This window comes from Nocardia neocaledoniensis, from assembly GCF_003182135.1.
Lineage (GTDB): Bacteria > Actinomycetota > Actinomycetes > Mycobacteriales > Mycobacteriaceae > Nocardia > Nocardia neocaledoniensis.
The window spans coordinates 46,568-61,847 of sequence record NZ_QGTL01000018.1; the positions used below are offsets into that span (position 1 = coordinate 46,568).

At 68.5% G+C, this 15,280-nt stretch carries 17 protein-coding genes; 3 read left to right on the forward strand and 14 right to left on the reverse strand.

Translation table 11 applies throughout. From position 1 onward, the window contains the following. The first annotated feature begins 15 nt into the window (after positions 1-15). Positions 16-1,206, forward strand: a complete 1,191-nt coding sequence (locus tag DFR69_RS31770; protein ID WP_110041383.1) for an MFS transporter — start codon at positions 16-18, stop codon at positions 1,204-1,206. On the opposite strand, the gene DFR69_RS35440 is transcribed toward DFR69_RS31770, so the two are convergent. Next, entirely contained in the window at positions 1,186-1,665 is a 480-nt protein-coding gene (locus DFR69_RS35440) for a helix-turn-helix domain-containing protein (protein ID WP_244198568.1), read from the reverse strand. The genes DFR69_RS31770 and DFR69_RS35440 overlap by 21 nt on opposite strands. A gap of 39 nt (positions 1,666-1,704) precedes the next feature. Continuing rightward, positions 1,705-2,031: a hypothetical protein gene (locus DFR69_RS35445; protein WP_244198561.1), complete on the reverse strand. Its 327-nt coding sequence runs from the start codon at positions 2,029-2,031 to the stop codon at positions 1,705-1,707. A gap of 214 nt (positions 2,032-2,245) precedes the next feature. On the opposite strand from DFR69_RS35445, the gene DFR69_RS34710 reads away from it, so the two are divergent. Then, on the forward strand, positions 2,246-2,398 hold the full coding sequence (locus tag DFR69_RS34710) for an SHOCT domain-containing protein (protein ID WP_167456480.1): 153 nt from the start codon (positions 2,246-2,248) through the stop codon (positions 2,396-2,398). A gap of 8 nt (positions 2,399-2,406) precedes the next feature. After that, positions 2,407-3,201 (forward strand): LLM class flavin-dependent oxidoreductase, encoded by a 795-nt coding sequence (locus DFR69_RS31780; protein ID WP_110041384.1) that lies wholly within the window; start codon positions 2,407-2,409, stop codon positions 3,199-3,201. Between the two features lie 54 nt (positions 3,202-3,255). Here the strand turns inward: DFR69_RS31780 and DFR69_RS31785 are convergent, their stop codons facing one another. The 12 genes from DFR69_RS31785 to DFR69_RS31840 all read right to left on the reverse strand — a co-directional run bounded on the left by DFR69_RS31785 (position 3,256) and on the right by DFR69_RS31840 (position 15,169). After that, positions 3,256-5,823 (reverse strand): ATP-dependent Clp protease ATP-binding subunit, encoded by a 2,568-nt coding sequence (locus DFR69_RS31785; RefSeq protein ID WP_110041445.1) that lies wholly within the window; start codon positions 5,821-5,823, stop codon positions 3,256-3,258. Positions 5,824-6,073: 250 nt separating this feature from the next. Beyond that, positions 6,074-7,015: an esterase/lipase family protein gene (locus DFR69_RS31790; protein WP_110041385.1), complete on the reverse strand. Its 942-nt coding sequence runs from the start codon at positions 7,013-7,015 to the stop codon at positions 6,074-6,076. 80 nt (positions 7,016-7,095) lie between these two features. Further along, complete coding sequence (locus DFR69_RS31795; RefSeq protein ID WP_110041386.1) at positions 7,096-7,698, reverse strand: anthrone oxygenase family protein; 603 nt, start codon at positions 7,696-7,698, stop codon at positions 7,096-7,098. A gap of 117 nt (positions 7,699-7,815) precedes the next feature. Beyond that, entirely contained in the window at positions 7,816-8,430 is a 615-nt protein-coding gene (locus DFR69_RS31800) for an FHA domain-containing protein (protein ID WP_110041446.1), read from the reverse strand. A gap of 253 nt (positions 8,431-8,683) precedes the next feature. After that, positions 8,684-9,046, reverse strand: coding sequence for a histone-like nucleoid-structuring protein Lsr2 (locus DFR69_RS31805; RefSeq protein WP_110041387.1), 363 nt, complete (start codon positions 9,044-9,046; stop codon positions 8,684-8,686). Positions 9,047-9,161: 115 nt separating this feature from the next. Beyond that, positions 9,162-10,628, reverse strand: coding sequence for a lysine--tRNA ligase (gene lysS / locus DFR69_RS31810; protein ID WP_186817471.1), 1,467 nt, complete (start codon positions 10,626-10,628; stop codon positions 9,162-9,164). A gap of 269 nt (positions 10,629-10,897) precedes the next feature. Next, on the reverse strand, positions 10,898-11,329 hold the full coding sequence (locus tag DFR69_RS31815; RefSeq protein WP_373867100.1) for a rhodanese-like domain-containing protein: 432 nt from the start codon (positions 11,327-11,329) through the stop codon (positions 10,898-10,900). Beyond that, positions 11,329-11,898: a cysteine dioxygenase gene (locus tag DFR69_RS31820; RefSeq protein WP_110041389.1), complete on the reverse strand. Its 570-nt coding sequence runs from the start codon at positions 11,896-11,898 to the stop codon at positions 11,329-11,331. The genes DFR69_RS31815 and DFR69_RS31820 overlap by 1 nt, the downstream gene beginning before the upstream one ends. A 164-nt stretch (positions 11,899-12,062) precedes the next feature. Beyond that, a complete protein-coding gene (locus tag DFR69_RS31825) occupies positions 12,063-12,845 on the reverse strand; it encodes a type III pantothenate kinase (protein ID WP_110041390.1) in 783 nt (260 codons plus the stop codon). A gap of 19 nt (positions 12,846-12,864) precedes the next feature. Continuing rightward, positions 12,865-13,284, reverse strand: a complete 420-nt coding sequence (gene panD / locus DFR69_RS31830; RefSeq protein ID WP_110041391.1) for an aspartate 1-decarboxylase — start codon at positions 13,282-13,284, stop codon at positions 12,865-12,867. Between the two features lie 14 nt (positions 13,285-13,298). Then, on the reverse strand, positions 13,299-14,255 hold the full coding sequence (gene panC / locus DFR69_RS31835; RefSeq protein WP_110041392.1) for a pantoate--beta-alanine ligase: 957 nt from the start codon (positions 14,253-14,255) through the stop codon (positions 13,299-13,301). After that, positions 14,255-15,169, reverse strand: a complete 915-nt coding sequence (locus tag DFR69_RS31840) for a Rossmann-like and DUF2520 domain-containing protein (protein ID WP_110041393.1) — start codon at positions 15,167-15,169, stop codon at positions 14,255-14,257. Before DFR69_RS31840 ends, panC begins: the two co-directional genes overlap by 1 nt. Positions 15,170-15,280: the final 111 nt, after the last annotated feature.

A 15,280-nucleotide genomic window follows, 5' to 3' on the forward strand; every position in this document is an offset into this window, starting at 1 on the left:
CTTGTTGCATCTGGCATGACGACAACGACGACGGCCGCCCCGGCGGCACCGGAGACCGAGCGCCGGGCGTGGCCCGCGCTGTTGACCATGTTCCTCGGCAGCTTCTCGCTGGTGACCGCGGAGTTCCTGCCACCCGGCGTACTGACCGTGCTCGCCGACGACCTCGGCGTACGCGAGGGCGTCGTCGGGCTGTCGGTGAGCGTGACGGCGCTGACCGCGCTACTGGCGGCGCTGGGCCTCGGTGCGTTGTTCCCCCGAGTGGACCGGCGGACGCTGCTGGTGGTGCTCACCGTCGGCGCCGCGCTCTCGAACATCGTGGTGGCGCTGGCGCCGAACATCGCGACGCTGCTGCTCGCGCGGCTGCTGCTCGGCGTGGCCGTCGGCGGGTACTGGTCGATGGCGATGGTGATCGCCGCCCAGCTGGTTCCCGCGGATCGGATCGGGAAGGCGATGATGATCGTGAACGGCGGCACCACCGTCGCGACCGTCGCCGGGGTTCCCCTCGGCGTGCTGCTCAGCGGGTACGCGGGCTGGCGAACCACCTTCGTGGTCGCGGCGGTGCTCACCGTCGCCGCCGCCGTGGCCGCGCGGCTGATGCTGCCGCCGATCGCGCCGAGCAAGGGCGTCGGGTTCGCCGCCATGGGCGCGGCGCTGCGGGTTCCGAGCGTGGCACTGGGGCTGGTGAGCGTGGTCGCGGTGATCGGCGGGCACTTCGCGGGCTACACCTACATCCGGCCCGCGCTCGCCGAACTGCTCGGCGCGGGCCCGACGGTGATTCCCGTGCTGCTCGCTCTCTTCGGCATCGGCGGGCTGATCGGCAACTTCGTGCTCGGCGCGCTGACCGATCGGTATCTGACCGTCCTGCTGCTCGCCGTGCCGACGACGATCGGCGCCGCGCTGCTCGCCGTCATCGCCTCCTCCGCCGTGCCGGCCCTCGGCTACGCCGCGGTGCTGATCTGGGGCGCCGCGTTCGGCGGGATCCTCAACGTCATCCAGGTGTGGCTGTCGCGGGTGCTGCCCGATCGGGTGGAGGCGGGCAGCGGACTGGTGGTCGGCGGGTTCCAGCTGGCCATCATCCTAGGTTCCGCGGTCGGCGGGCTCGGCGTGGACAGCATCGGGCTGACCGCCACCTACACCCTGGCCGCGATCGCGGCGCTGGTCGGCGGCGTCCTCATCCGGAGTTCGCTACCCCGCACCGCCCGCTGACGTCCCGGCCGCGCGCCGCCATTCCGACGGCGTGCGGCCGGTGTGCCGCCGGAAGGCGCGCCCGAACGCGGCCTCCGAGCGATAGCCGAGGCGCCGTGCCACGGTGCCGACCGACGCGTCCGGCTGGGCCAGGAAACGCTGGGCCCGCTCGACGCGCAGGCGCGTCAGGTACCGCCCCGGCGTGAGTCCGGTCGCCGCCTGGAAGCGCGCGGCGAACCCGGAGCGAGACGCCAGGGCTACTTTGGCCAGCGCCTCCACCGTCCAGTCCTTGCCCGGATCGGCGTGCAGGGCGGCGACGGCCCGCGCCACCCCTGGCTCGTCGACCCGCAGCAACCACTGCTCCGGCGCGCAGCCGCGCGCGTACCAGTTCTCGATCGCCATCGACGCGATCAGGGTGACGACCCGGTCGCCCTGCACGCCGGCCGGGTCGGGGCACTCCTGCACCAGGTGGCCGAACATCGTCGCCACCAGCGGCACCTGCCCGGGCAGGTCGGTGAGCTAGATCCGCGAGGGCAGCGCCGCCAGCACGCTGTCCGCGCCGATCGAGGTGAGGCGCACGCACAGCACGGTCGACGCCGCGGGCGCGACGATCGCGAACCGTTCGGGGCGGGGGACGAACAGGAAGTCACCGGTCGCCAGATCGCGGGTGGCGGTCAGCCCGTCGACGCGGATCAGCCCGTCGAGCACCAGCAGGGCGACCGGTTCGCCCGCGAGATGGGCCACTCCACCGTCGGCCAGCACGAACTCGTCGCGTCCGGTATACCGCCACTGCAGCGCGGCGAGTACCTCGTCGAGGCCATCGGCACCGGATTCGATCAGCGTCACCACACACCTCCAACCGCCTCACGGTACCAAGGTGATTCGCCGGCCGGGAGCACGCGCTACGCCCGCTGACGTACCCCGGATCGAGTCGCGCGGCCGATGTCTGCGGCCGCCTGCGCGAGCAGGCTGAGGACATGAACACTTTCGACACCACCACGACACTGACCCTGCTGGCCGACCATTACGACGGCGGCTGGCGCTGCTGTTCTGGATCACCGTGGTCGCGCTGATCTTCCTCGCGCGCAGGCGATACGCCCACCGCGGCGGCGGCATCGAGGCGCTGCGCACCGGATTCGCTCGCGGCGAGATCAGCGAGGCCGAATACCGCAGCAGGCTCGCGGTCCTCACCGAACCGCGCAAGAAGAGCTAGGAGCAGCCATGCGATTCGGCATCATCCTGACTCCTCGGTCCGGGACCGAGTGGACGCGCGCGGTGGTCGACGCCGAGCAGCGGGGATATGACACCCTGCTGCTGCCGGACACCCTCTACACCCCGTCGCCGCTCCCCGTCCTGGCCGCCGCGGCCGCGGTGACGACGACGCTGCGGCTGCGGCCCAATGTCCTGGCAGCGCCCTTGCGCACCGCCGCCGCCACGGTCCGGGAAGTCGCCGCGCTGCAACTGCTTTCGGACGGCCGCTTCGAATTGGGCATCGGCACCGGCCGCCCCGATGCCGAGCACGAAGCCGAAAGTCTCGGCATGCCTTGGGGGTCGGCCGCCGAACGCCGCGAGCACCTCCTCGCGACGGTGGCGGCGGTGCGCGCGCGGGTCGACCCGGCGCCGCCGGTCGTCGTCGCCGCGAACGGTCCGCGCGCACTGGTCACCGCGGCCGCCGTCGCCGATCGGGTGCTGCTGGCCGCCGCACCCGACGCCACCGTCGACGACCTCGCGCGCATGGTCGGCACGGTCACCGAGCACACTGAGCGCGAGGTGCGCTTCACCCTCCAGCTGGTCGGCATCGGCGACCAGATGCCGACCTGGCTGACGGCCCGGCTCGGCTACACACCGGAGAAACTGCGCGACGCGGGCGCCGCGACGCTACTGCCCGGCGATCCCGAGGACGCCATGGACACCCTTCGATCCCACCACGCCCGCTACGGAATCGACGAACTGATCGTCCCCGGCGAGCTGGCCGACGCCTTCGCCCCGGTCATGACACCCTTCCAGCGACACTGAACGCGAAAAAGCCCGCCCCTGGAATTCCAGGGGCGGGCTCTCTCGGTCAGCCGGTTACTCGCCGGAGGCGGCGGCGTCGGGCGCGGTGCCCTCGCCGGCTCCGGTGAGGACGACCTCGGGCTTGTCGTCGCCCGCGGCGGCCTTGGTCAGCTTCGTCTTGCCCGCGAAGGTGAACTTGGCGTCCTCGCCCTGGCCCTCGCCGTTCCAGCCCTCGACGTCGACCGTGATGGTCTGGCCTGCGCCGATCTCGCCGAAGAGGATCTTCTCCGACAGCTGGTCCTCGATCTCGCGCTGGATCGTGCGACGCAGCGGACGGGCACCAAGGACCGGGTCGAAACCGCGCTTGGCGAGCAGGGCCTTGGCCTGGTCGGTGAGCTCGATCGCCATGTCCTTGTTCTTCAGCTGCTTGGCGACGCGGCCGATCATCAGGTCCACCATCTGCACGATCTGCTCGCTGGTGAGCTGGTGGAAGACGATCACGTCGTCGATGCGGTTGAGGAACTCGGGCCGGAAGTGCTTCTTCAGCTCGTCGTTGACCTTGAGCTTCATCCGCTCGTAGTTCGAACCCTCGGCGTTGGACTGGGTGAAGCCCAGGCCGACGGCCTTGGAGATGTCGGAGGTGCCCAGGTTCGAGGTGAAGATCAGCACGGTGTTCTTGAAGTCGACCGTACGACCCTGACCGTCGGTGAGACGGCCGTCCTCGAGGACCTGCAACAGGGTGTTGTAGATCTCCTGGTGCGCCTTCTCGATCTCGTCGAACAGAACCACGGAGAACGGCTTGCGGCGCACCTTTTCGGTGAGCTGGCCGCCCTCCTCGTAGCCCACGTACCCGGGAGGGGCACCGAACAGACGCGAGGCGGTGAAGCGGTCGTGGAACTCGCCCATATCGATCTGGATCAGCGCGTCGTCGTCGCCGAACAGGAAGTTCGCCAGCGCCTTGGACAGCTCGGTCTTACCGACACCGGACGGACCGGCGAAGATGAACGAGCCCGAGGGGCGCTTCGGATCCTTCAGGCCGGCGCGAGTGCGGCGGATCGCCTTGGAGACGGCCTTGACGGCATCCTCCTGGCCGATGATCCGCTTGTGCAGCTCGTCCTCCATGCGGAGCAGACGGGTGGTCTCCTCCTCGGTGAGCTTGAAGACGGGGATACCGGTCCAGTTGGCCAGCACCTCCGCGATCTGCTCGTCGTCGACCTCGGCCACGACGTCCAGGTCACCCGAACGCCACTGCTTCTCCCGCTCGGCACGCTTGGCGACGAGCTGCTTCTCCTTGTCGCGCAGGCGCGCGGCCTTCTCGAAGTCCTGCGCGTCGATCGCGCTCTCCTTCTCGCGGCGGGCGTCGGCGATCTTGTCGTCGAACTCGCGCAGGTCCGGCGGCGCGGTCATCCGGCGGATGCGCATGCGCGCGCCCGCCTCGTCGATGAGGTCGATCGCCTTGTCCGGCAGGAACCGGTCGTTGATGTAGCGATCGGCCAGCGTCGCGGCGGCGACCAGGGCACCGTCGGTGATGGACACCCGGTGGTGCGCCTCGTAGCGGTCGCGCAGACCCTTGAGGATGTTGATGGTGTGCTCGACGGTCGGCTCGCCGACCTGCACCGGCTGGAAGCGGCGTTCCAGGGCGGCGTCCTTCTCGATGTACTTGCGGTACTCGTCGAGGGTGGTCGCGCCGATGGTCTGCAGCTCGCCACGGGCCAGCTTCGGCTTGAGGATCGAGGCCGCGTCGATGGCACCCTCGGCGGCACCCGCGCCGACGAGCGTGTGCAGCTCGTCGATGAACAGGATGATGTCGCCGCGGGTGTTGATCTCCTTGAGCACCTTCTTCAGGCGCTCTTCGAAGTCACCGCGGTAGCGGCTGCCCGCGACCAGGGAACCCAGGTCGAGGGTGTAGAGCTGCTTGTCCTTGAGGGTCTCGGGGACCTCGCCGTTGACGATGGCCTGCGCCAGGCCCTCGACGACCGCGGTCTTACCGACACCGGGCTCACCGATCAGCACCGGGTTGTTCTTGGTGCGGCGGCTCAGCACCTGCATGACGCGCTCGATCTCCTTCGAGCGGCCGATGACCGGGTCGAGCTTGCCTTCGAGGGCGGCCTGAGTGAGGTTGCGGCCGAACTGGTCGAGCACCAGCGAAGTGGACGGCGTGCCCGCCTCACCGCGCGAACCGGAGCCCTCGACGGGCTCCTTGCCCTGGTACCCGGACAGCAGCTGGATGACCTGCTGGCGGACGCGGTTCAGGTCGGCACCGAGCTTGACCAGAACCTGGGCGGCGACGCCCTCGCCCTCACGGATGAGGCCGAGCAGGATGTGCTCGGTACCGATGTAGTTGTGGCCGAGCTGCAGCGCCTCGCGCAGGCTCAGCTCCAGCACCTTCTTCGCGCGCGGGGTGAAGGGGATGTGACCGGACGGCGCCTGCTGGCCCTGACCGATGATCTCCTCGACCTGGCTGCGCACACCCTCCAGCGAGATGCCAAGGGACTCCAGCGACTTCGCCGCCACACCCTCGCCCTCGTGGATCAACCCAAGCAGGATGTGCTCGGTGCCGATGTAGTTGTGGTTGAGCATCCGGGCCTCTTCTTGGGCCAGGACAACGACACGCCTCGCGCGGTCGGTGAACCTCTCGAACATCGCTCCCTCACTCTCCTGCTCCGACATTCTGGCAACTGACGCCGACCGACAACTGTCGCCGTCAGCCTGCCATGAAGCCCGGGGGTTGCGGCCCCCGCCATCCACTCTAGTTGGCAGGGGATTCCGCCGCCGCCGGTCCACCCTATTGATGACCGGCGGCAACATGGTCATTCACTCATAACGCGCACGTCGCGGCATTCGTTTCCCCGCGAGTTTTGCCTACAGCGAAATATGTCGGGTGGGTGACGGCTCAGCCGGTGAACGGCGGCACGAACTCACACGGTACCGGCGCCCGCCTGGCCGGATCGAGCGCGTTGAGCGCGTGTCCGGCCGCCCGCGGACTGCCCGCGATGGCCATGTGCTCGGAGTAGTCCTGGGCGCAGCCGTCCTGGACGACGATCGAGGTGGCGTTCGGGCCGGGCACGAGGCCGGAGGTGTACGGGATGATCAGTTCGTCGATCGAGGTCACGATGTTGGTGTAGGTCACCTGCGGGCTGTACACCCCGTCGGCGTTGAGGGCGGTCATGAAGGGCGAGCCGCTGAACATCTGCCCGCAGGCCTGGCACAGCGACGAGGAGACCGCGTCGAAGGCGGGACCGGCGCCGAGGGCGCGACTGTAGGCCGCGATGTCGCCCGCGCCGAAGGCGTTGGTCCCGAGCCAGGGCGGGGCGATGCCGACCAGCTTGTCGACCTTGGCCGCGCCGCCGAGCCGCTTGATGTAGTAGTTGCCGACGATGTTGCCCTGCGAGTGGGCGATGAAGTCGACCTTCGCGGCACCCGTGCGGGCGAGCACGTCGTCGACGAACGCCGACACCTCGAGGCCGCTCTGCTCGATCGGCCGCATGCCCCCGATCGCCGAGACCGGCCACGGCAGCCCGTACGAGCCGTAGGTGAGCGAGTACACGCAGTACCCCTCGTTGGCCAGCAGCGGGGCGTACACGCCCCAATTCGTCTGCGCCCCACCGCCGGTGCCGTGCAGCAGCACCACCGGATTCGGATGCTCGGCCGAGGGCACGCAGTCCGGGTCGTTCGCGCCGGGCAATGACCCGCCGGGGTTGGTGAGTTCCGGCGCGATGCCGGCGAAGAAGTTGTAGTCCACCGGATACGCCTCGGCGGCGGCGGTGTGCGCGCTCGCCCAGGTCAGCAGGGCGGCGGCGGCAAGTACCAGCAACGATCTCGAACTACGTCGCATGCGACGACTCCTCACTAGAACGTGTCTCAGCATTCTGGAACACGTTCTAGTGTTCGCGCGGCACTATTGGCCGATTGCCATCAACGCCGGTACGGTGCGGCCCCGTAGCCACCGGCCTGCGGAGCCGCAATCGGCTGCGAAACCGGTTGTGCGGCAACCGCACCGGTGGCCGGCTCGCTGGCCCTGCCCTGCTGCACGCCCGCCGCGAACAGCGCGCCGCACAGCACCAGGAACGCCGCGGTGTGCAGCACGGCCCGCAGGATGTTCCAGCGCACCCACGCCGCCTCGTAGTCGGCGCGTACGGCGGCCGCGTCGACGATCGCCGCCGGGTCGCCCGCCGCGTCGAGCGCGTCGTTGAGCGGCACGTTCAGCGCGACCGTGACACCGAAGGCGATCACGTTGAGCGCCAACGCGATTCCGAGCCAGACCAGCGTGCCGCGGTGCTGCGCGCCCAGACTCAGCACCGCGGCCAGCGCGGTGAATCCGACCGTGCCCATGAACCCGAGCATGAACCACGGATTGATGATCACCACGTTGACCTTCTGCATGACGTCGATCAGCGTGCGATCCTCGGTCCGGGCGAGCGCGGGCATCACCGAGATCGCGTAGGCGTAGAACACGCCGGCGATCAGCCCGGTGCTGAGCACCGCCAGCACGATGGCGGCCAGCCGAACTGCGAACATGATGTCTCCTGACTCGTCGTCCCGGAGCCCCGCTCCGGCGTTACGACCAAGTCAACCGTGTCACGCGCCGCGCCGACATCGTTCAGACGCTCACGAACCTGCGTGAGCGTCGCGACCTCACAGGTCGTGGTCGGAGATCATCCCGCTCTGCATCGCCAGCGCGGCCAGCCGGGTGCGCTTCTGGTTCTGCGGCAGATTCTCCACCCCGAACTTCGCGAACAGGGCGCGCAGATGGGTCTTGATCGCGTCGATCGAGAGGAACAATTCCTCGGCGATCTGCTGGTTCGATGCGGGCGTCGCGAAACCGGTGCCGTGTTTGTACGGACGGCACAGCGCGATCAGCACCGCGCGCTGGGTATCGGTGAGCGAACGCATCGTGGGTATCGAGCCGGAGGAGGTGTGCGTCGCGTCGTCGACGACGCCGCCGAAATCGAAGAAGTGCACGAGCGTGGTGCCGACCCGGATACGGTCGCCCGGACTGAGGCGGCGGCGACCGATCAGCCGTTCGCCGTTGACGAAGGTGCCGTTGCGGGAAAGTCCGTCGTCGACGATGGTCCAGTGCGCGCCGAGATATTCCACCGCGGCGTGCAGTCTCGAGACTTCAGCGTCCCAACCGAGGACGAGATCGGCCTGCACATTGCGGCCGATGGTGAAACGCTGCCGTTCCGGGTCCAAGGACAATTCGTGCTGGCGCCCCGTGTCATCGGTATACCGGAGAAAAGAACTGGCCATCGCGGTCACAGCGTCATCCCGCCTCTCCACGAATCCGGCCGTACTCGTGCGCGCTCGCCCCCGCCCGACGAGTCACCCATGTACTCGCCGGACCAGGTCGGATGGCCGGCCTCGGCCGACTTGAAAATCCTTGCGCACGAACATCAGTCTATCTCCAGGAGAGAGACCCGTCGCCTGCCCCGACCGGAGTGGGCACCGGCTCCGCGAGGCCGGTCCGGGATCGAGCCGAAGCGATCCCGGACCGCGGTCGAGCTCAGGCCTTGCCGACTTCCTTGTTGTAAGCCTCGGTGATATCGGCCGAGATGCGGCCGCGAGCGGAGACCTTGTGGCCCTTGCGACGAGCCCATTCACGAATTGCGGCGCTCTGTTCCCGGTCCATGGAAACGCGGCTCTTGCCCTGCGGAGCGGGGGCGCCTGCCGCCTTCGTCCGGCGACGGCCACTCACGCGACGCGCGTTGGCGACCCATTCGTCCAGCCCTTCGCGCAGCCGGGCCGCGTTGGCCTCGGACAGGTCGATCTCGTACGACACACCGTCGATAGCGAACTCGATGGTCTCGTCCGCGATGGACTCACCGTCGACATCGTCGATCAGGCTAACGGTGACCTTCTTTGCCATGAGATGAACGTCCTCTCGAAATCGTCAAGCCTGCCTCCAGGCCGAATACCCGAGGCAAGAATACCTCTAATTACGAAAATTCCAACACGAGCCCTTCGGCTCGCAAATCTACTGGTCAGCGACTACTCGGCCGGACAATAGGGAACAGGATCGTTTCCCGGATTCCCAAACCGGTCAGTGCCATCAACAAGCGGTCGATTCCCATACCGGTTCCGGTGGTCGGCGGCATGCCGTGTTCCATCGCCGCGAGGAAGTCTTCGTCGAGGACCATCGCCTCGTCGTCACCCGCGGCGGCCAGCCTCGCCTGATCGACGAACCGTTCGCGCTGGATCACCGGGTCGACCAACTCCGAATAGCCCGTTGCCAACTCGAACCCGCGCACATAGAGGTCCCACTTCTCGGTGACGCCGGCCTTGCTGCGGTGCTGGCGGGTCAGCGGCGAGGTCTCCACCGGGAAGTCCCGGACGAAAGTCGGCGCGTACAGCTTGTCGCCATACGCGTGTTCCCACAGTTCTTCGACGAGTTTGCCGTGCCCGTAGCCCTTGCCCGCCGGAATTTCCAGACCCACCCGATCGGCGAGTGCCAGCAATTCCTCCACAGTCGTTTCCGGGGTCACCTCGACACCGATGGACTCCGACAGGGACGGATACATCTCGACGGTCGTCCACTCGCCGCCGAGATCATATTCCGTACCGTCGGCCAGGGTCACCACGAGGGTGCCGAATGCTTCCTGCGCGACTTCCTGGATCAATTCCCGGATCATCGTCGCCGAGTCGTCGTAGGTGCCGTAAGCCTCGTAGGTTTCCAGCATCGCGAACTCGGGCGAATGCGTGGAGTCGGCGCCCTCGTTGCGGAAGTTCCGGTTGATCTCGAAGACCTTCTCCAGGCCGCCGACCACGCAGCGCTTCAGGAACAGCTCCGGCGCGATACGCAGGAACAACTCCATGTCCAGCGCATTGGAATGGGTGACGAACGGGCGCGCGGCGGCGCCGCCGTGGATGGTCTGCAGCATCGGGGTCTCGACCTCGAGGAAGCCGCGGCGCTCGAGCGCGTTGCGCAGGGCGCGGACCACGTTCACGCGGGTGCGGGCCATTTCCCTGGCTTCTGGACGTACGATCAGGTCGACATAACGCTGCCGGACGCGCGACTCCTCGTTCATCTCCTTGTGCGCCACCGGCAGCGGCCGCAGCGACTTGGCCGCCATCGACCAGGAGTCGGCCATGACGCTCAATTCGCCGGTCCGCGACGAGATGACCTCACCGTGCACGTACACGAAGTCGCCGAGGTCGACATCGGACTTCCAGGCGGCCAGCGCATCGGCGCCGACGCCGTTGAGGCTGATCATCGCCTGCAGCTTGGTGCCGTCGCCCTCCTGCAGGGTGGCGAAACACAGCTTGCCCGTATTGCGGACGAAAATGACGCGGCCGGCGATCCCGGCCTGCAGACCGGTCTGGGTATCGGGCTCCAGATCCGGGTAGGCGGCGCGGATTTCGGCCAGCGTGTGGGTGCGCGGCACCACCACCGGATAGGCCTCGCCGCCGTCGGCGAGTAGCCGTTCCCGCTTGTCCCGGCGAATCCGCATCTGCTCGGGGACATCACTGTCCACGGCGGAACTGACGGCGCGGCCGGTTTCGGCGGGGTTAGGGGTGCTCACATCCGATAACAGTAGCGTGTCACGCAAATGCTATGCGCCCCGCCCGCACCGATCTCGGCGGTCGGCCGACGACGCCCCGACCATTCCTCGGCGCAGTGCAATCCACGTCACACAACCGAAATACAATCCCAGCTCAGCGGCGCCCGAACCCGCACGTGGACAGGGCAACTCGGACCGGCGCCGCGGCGCGGTACGCGCTAGAGCGCGGCGAGCGCATTCAGCTCGCGGGCGAAATGCGGCGCGGCGACGGCGACCGAGGTCATCCCCGCCGACTTCAGCGCCTGATATCCACCGATGAGATCGGTGGCCCGGTGCAGACCGAGCTGCTGCAACGACGCCGCGGCCAGCGACGAGGTGTAGCCCTCGGAGCAGAAGATGATCCATTCCACGTCGTGGTCGACGGCCAGCGACAAACGCGCCGACGAGGTCGGGTCGAGCCGCCATTCCAGGACATTGCGCTCGATGACCAGCGCGCCGGGTAGTGAACCTTCCCGAACCCGCTGCGCCGCCGGGCGGATGTCGACCAGAATCGCGCCCCTGGCCAATGCGGCGGGCAGGTCGTAGACATAGAGCCTGCGCAGCTCGGCACGGGCGTTCTCGAGCATCTGATCAATAGTCAAACGGCTCATCACAGGTCACCTTCGGGCTGGTCGGTGAGGACGGTTTTGGTGCGGCGCAGCGTGCCGTGGCCGGTCACCTCGTAATAGGACATCGCCGACAGCGGCGGAGAATAGGCGTGCACGCTCAGCGTGGGATCGAGCGGACCGACGGATTCGGCGGCGGCGGGCGCGCGCACCACGTCGTGCACCCAGCCGATGGGGAACGAGGCCTGATCGCCGGCCGCCAGCGTGCGCCTGCGCAACTCGGTGCCATTCCAGCGGAATTCCGACAGTGCGCCGGACAGGACGGTGAGCGCGCCGAGCGAACCGGCGTGATCGTGCAATTCCGTGGATTTTCCCGGCGTCCAGCTGATCAGCCAGACATCGACCTCGTCGTCGGCGATCAGGCGGGTCGCCCAGCGTTCCTCGGTCGGCCAGAGCCCGTCGGCGGGCAGCAGATGGTCGTAGCGGCCCGCGAGGACGTCTTCGGCGCCTTCGTCGGTGAGACGCAGCAGGTCAGCGGGGCGCAGGCGGGTCGGCAACGCGGAAGCCACGCTACGGTCGCGCGCGGAGGAAAGGGAAAGGACAGAAGAACGCATGAGCGAATCTCCAGGAGGTGTGAATCGGTCGAGGGGAAAACGTCAGCCTCGAACGATCGAGGCAGGTCAGCCTCGACAACACTCCTGGGTGCTCACACGGAAATACACGAGCGTGAGTTTAGCAGCTCTCGCGCGCCACGGCGAAAATGAGCTGCGCCACATCGCTACTTCTTGTTGCGCTCGTAGACGTGCCGCAGGCCCGTCAGGGTCAGATGCGGCTCGTGCTGGTCGATGGTCTCGGACTCCGGGACGATCAGCGGCGCGCCTGCCCCGGTGGCGACGACGGTGACATCGGAGCCGGCGAAGGCGTCGAACTCGTCGCGGATGCGGTCGATCAGGCCGTCGACCAGGCCCGCGAAACCGAACACGGCGCCCGACTGCATGCACTCCATGCTGTTCTTGCCCAGCACCGAGCGCGGCCTGGTGAGCTCCACCCGGCGCAGCGCGCTGCGCTCGACCAGGGCCTCGGTGGAGATCTCCACGCCCGGCGCGATCACCCCGCCGAGGAACTCGCCCTTCGCCGAGACCAGGTCCACACAGATCGCGGTGCCGAAATCGACGACGATCGCGGGACCGCCGAAGCGGCGGAACGCGGCGAGGCAGTTGACGATGCGGTCGGCGCCGACTTCCTTCGGATTGTCCACCAGCAGCGGAATGCCCGTCCGCACACCGGGTTCCACCAGCACGTGCGGCACATGCGCCCAGTAGCGCGCCAGCATGGTGCGCAATTCGCGCAGCACCGGCGGCACCGTCGACAGGGCCGAGACGCCGACAACCTGGTCGAGTTCGTCACCGACCAGGCCGCGCACCTGCATGGCGAACTCGTCGGCCGTCAACAGCGGATTGGTGTGGATCCGCCAGTGCCGCACCAGCTTCGCGTGGTCGCCGCTGCCGGAGAAGAGGCCGAGCTCGATTCCGGTGTTGCGGACGTCGATCGTCAGCAGCATCGCTGTCCCCCCGCCGCGCTCAGGCGAACGACAGGGAGCGCGGGGAGGTCAGGCCGGAGCCCTCGGGCGCGTGCGCCGGGTCCGAACCGAGCTCCACCGGACGGTTGCGATCGTCGACGAAGACCACCTTCGGGTCGTAGTCGCGCAGTTCCTGCTCGTCCATCTGGCCGTAGGCGATGAGGATGACCAGGTCGCCCGGATGCACGAGATGGGCGGCGGCGCCGTTGATGCCGATGACGCCGGAACCGCGCTCACCCGCGATCACGTAGGTCTCGAGGCGGGCGCCGTTGTCGATGTCGACGATGCAGACCTGCTCGCCCTCGAGCAGATCGGCGGCGTCGAGCAGGTCCTGGTCGACGGTCACCGAACCCACGTAGTGCAGGTCGGCGTGGGTCACCGTGGCGCGGTGGATCTTCGACTTCATCATGGTGCGCAACATCGTGGTGGCCTTTCTCAGTGCGCCTGCGAGGCAGGCAGGGAGTTCGCGTCGGGGTGCCCGTCGAGCTGGGCGCCGAGGACGATCGGGGCGTTGTCGATCAGCCGGGTGGTCCCGACCTTGGCCGCGACGAGCAGCCGGGCGTTGCCGTTCTCCGGCGCCGGGCCGAGGTTCGAGTCGCGCAGTTCGAGGTAGAGGACCTCGATGCCGTCGACGGCGTCGAGCACCCCGCGGGCGGCCCGCACCACCGCCTCGGGGCCGAGGCCGGCGGCGTGGCGGCCGGCGGCCAGCGCGGCCGAGATGCCCAGCGCCGCCTCGCGCTGGGTGGCGTCGAGGTAGCGATTGCGCGAGGACAGCGCGAGGCCGTCGGGCTCGCGGACCGTCGGGTAGGCGACGATCTTCGCGTCCATGTTCAGATCGCGCACCATCTGCCGGATCAGCGTGAGCTGCTGGTAGTCCTTCTCGCCGAAGTATGCCTCCGAGGCGTGCGCGAGGTTGAGCAACTTGGCGACGACGGTGAGCATCCCGGCGAAATGGGTCGGCCTGGTCTCGCCCTCGAGCTCGGCGCCGAGCGGGCCGGGCATGATCGTGGTGCGCGGACCCTCCGGGTACATGTCGGAGGCCGACGGCGCGAACACCAGGTCGACGCCCTCGTGCCGGAGCAGTTCGAGATCGGCGTCGAGGGTGCGCGGGTAGGCGTCGAGATCCTCGTTCACGCCGAACTGCAGCGGGTTGACGAAGATCGAGACCAGCACGACCTGATTGGTCAGCTTCGCCTGGCGGATCAGCTGCAGATGGCCCTCGTGCAGCGCGCCCATGGTCGGCACGAAACCGATGGTGCGGCCCGCGCCGCGCAGCGTCTTGGTGATCGTCGCCAGGACCTCGGGGTCGTGGTGGACGGTGAGCACGCCGGGCTTGTACGCGCCGGTCGCCCTGGCGCCACCCTCGTGGTGATGCACTTGCCTGGGTTCCATCAGTGGCCTTTCTCGGCGAGCAGCTCCAGCAGGGCCGGATTGGTCTTTGCCAGTTCGGCGGTGCGCAGCGACATGGCGCGGTAGGCCGCGGCCAGGCGCTCGTCCACCGACTCGAGTGCGGACAGGTGCGCGGCGACCGCGTCGACATCGCCGCGCGCCACCGGGCCGGTCAGCGCGGCGCCCCCACGGCGCAGCGCGTTGTCGAGCGCGGCCGAGACGAGCGGGGCGAGCAGGCGTTCGGGCAGGCCGTTGGGCTGCTCGTCGATCAGGGGCTGACCGAGCAGGCCGGGCCCGTCGAGGGCCGAGCGCAACGCGGCGACCGCGTCGACGATCACCGTCACCAGGTGATTGGCGCCGTGCGCGAGGGCCGCGTGGTACAGCGTGCGCTGCTCCTCCGACACCCGGACCGGTTCGCCGCCCATCTCGATCACCAGGGCCTGACCGATCGCGTAACCGACCTCGTCGGCGGCGGTGACGCCGAAGCAGGCGTTGGCGAGGCGGTCGATGTCCTCGTCGTGGCCGGTGAAGGTCATCGCCGGGTGCAGGGCGAGGCCGAGGGCGCCCTGCTCGGTGAGCGGGGCGAGCACGCCGACGCCGTGCGCGCCCGCGGTGTGCGCAACGATCGTGCCGGGGCGCACCACCTTCGCCGCGGCGAGTCCACGGACCAGCCCGGCCAGTTCGGCGTCGGGGACGGCGAGCAGCAACAGCTCACTGCGCTGGGCGATCTGCTCCACCGGCAGGATCTGTGAATCGGGCAGCCGCGTCCGTGCCCGGTGCACTGAGGCATCGGAGATCGCGGCGACACCGAACACCACGTGGCCGGCTCGCTCGAGCGCGACACCGAGGGCCGAACCCACCCGTCCCGCCGAGACGATTCCCACCGTCAGTCGTGCGGGCGCTGGGTCGACACCCACGTTCGCGCCATCGGAATTGACACTTCTCGAGGTCAACGTTGTCCTCTCGATTGCGTTCCAGTCCCGCCGTGCGGGTACCGGACGTACGCACCGAGAATAGCTGGCCATCAG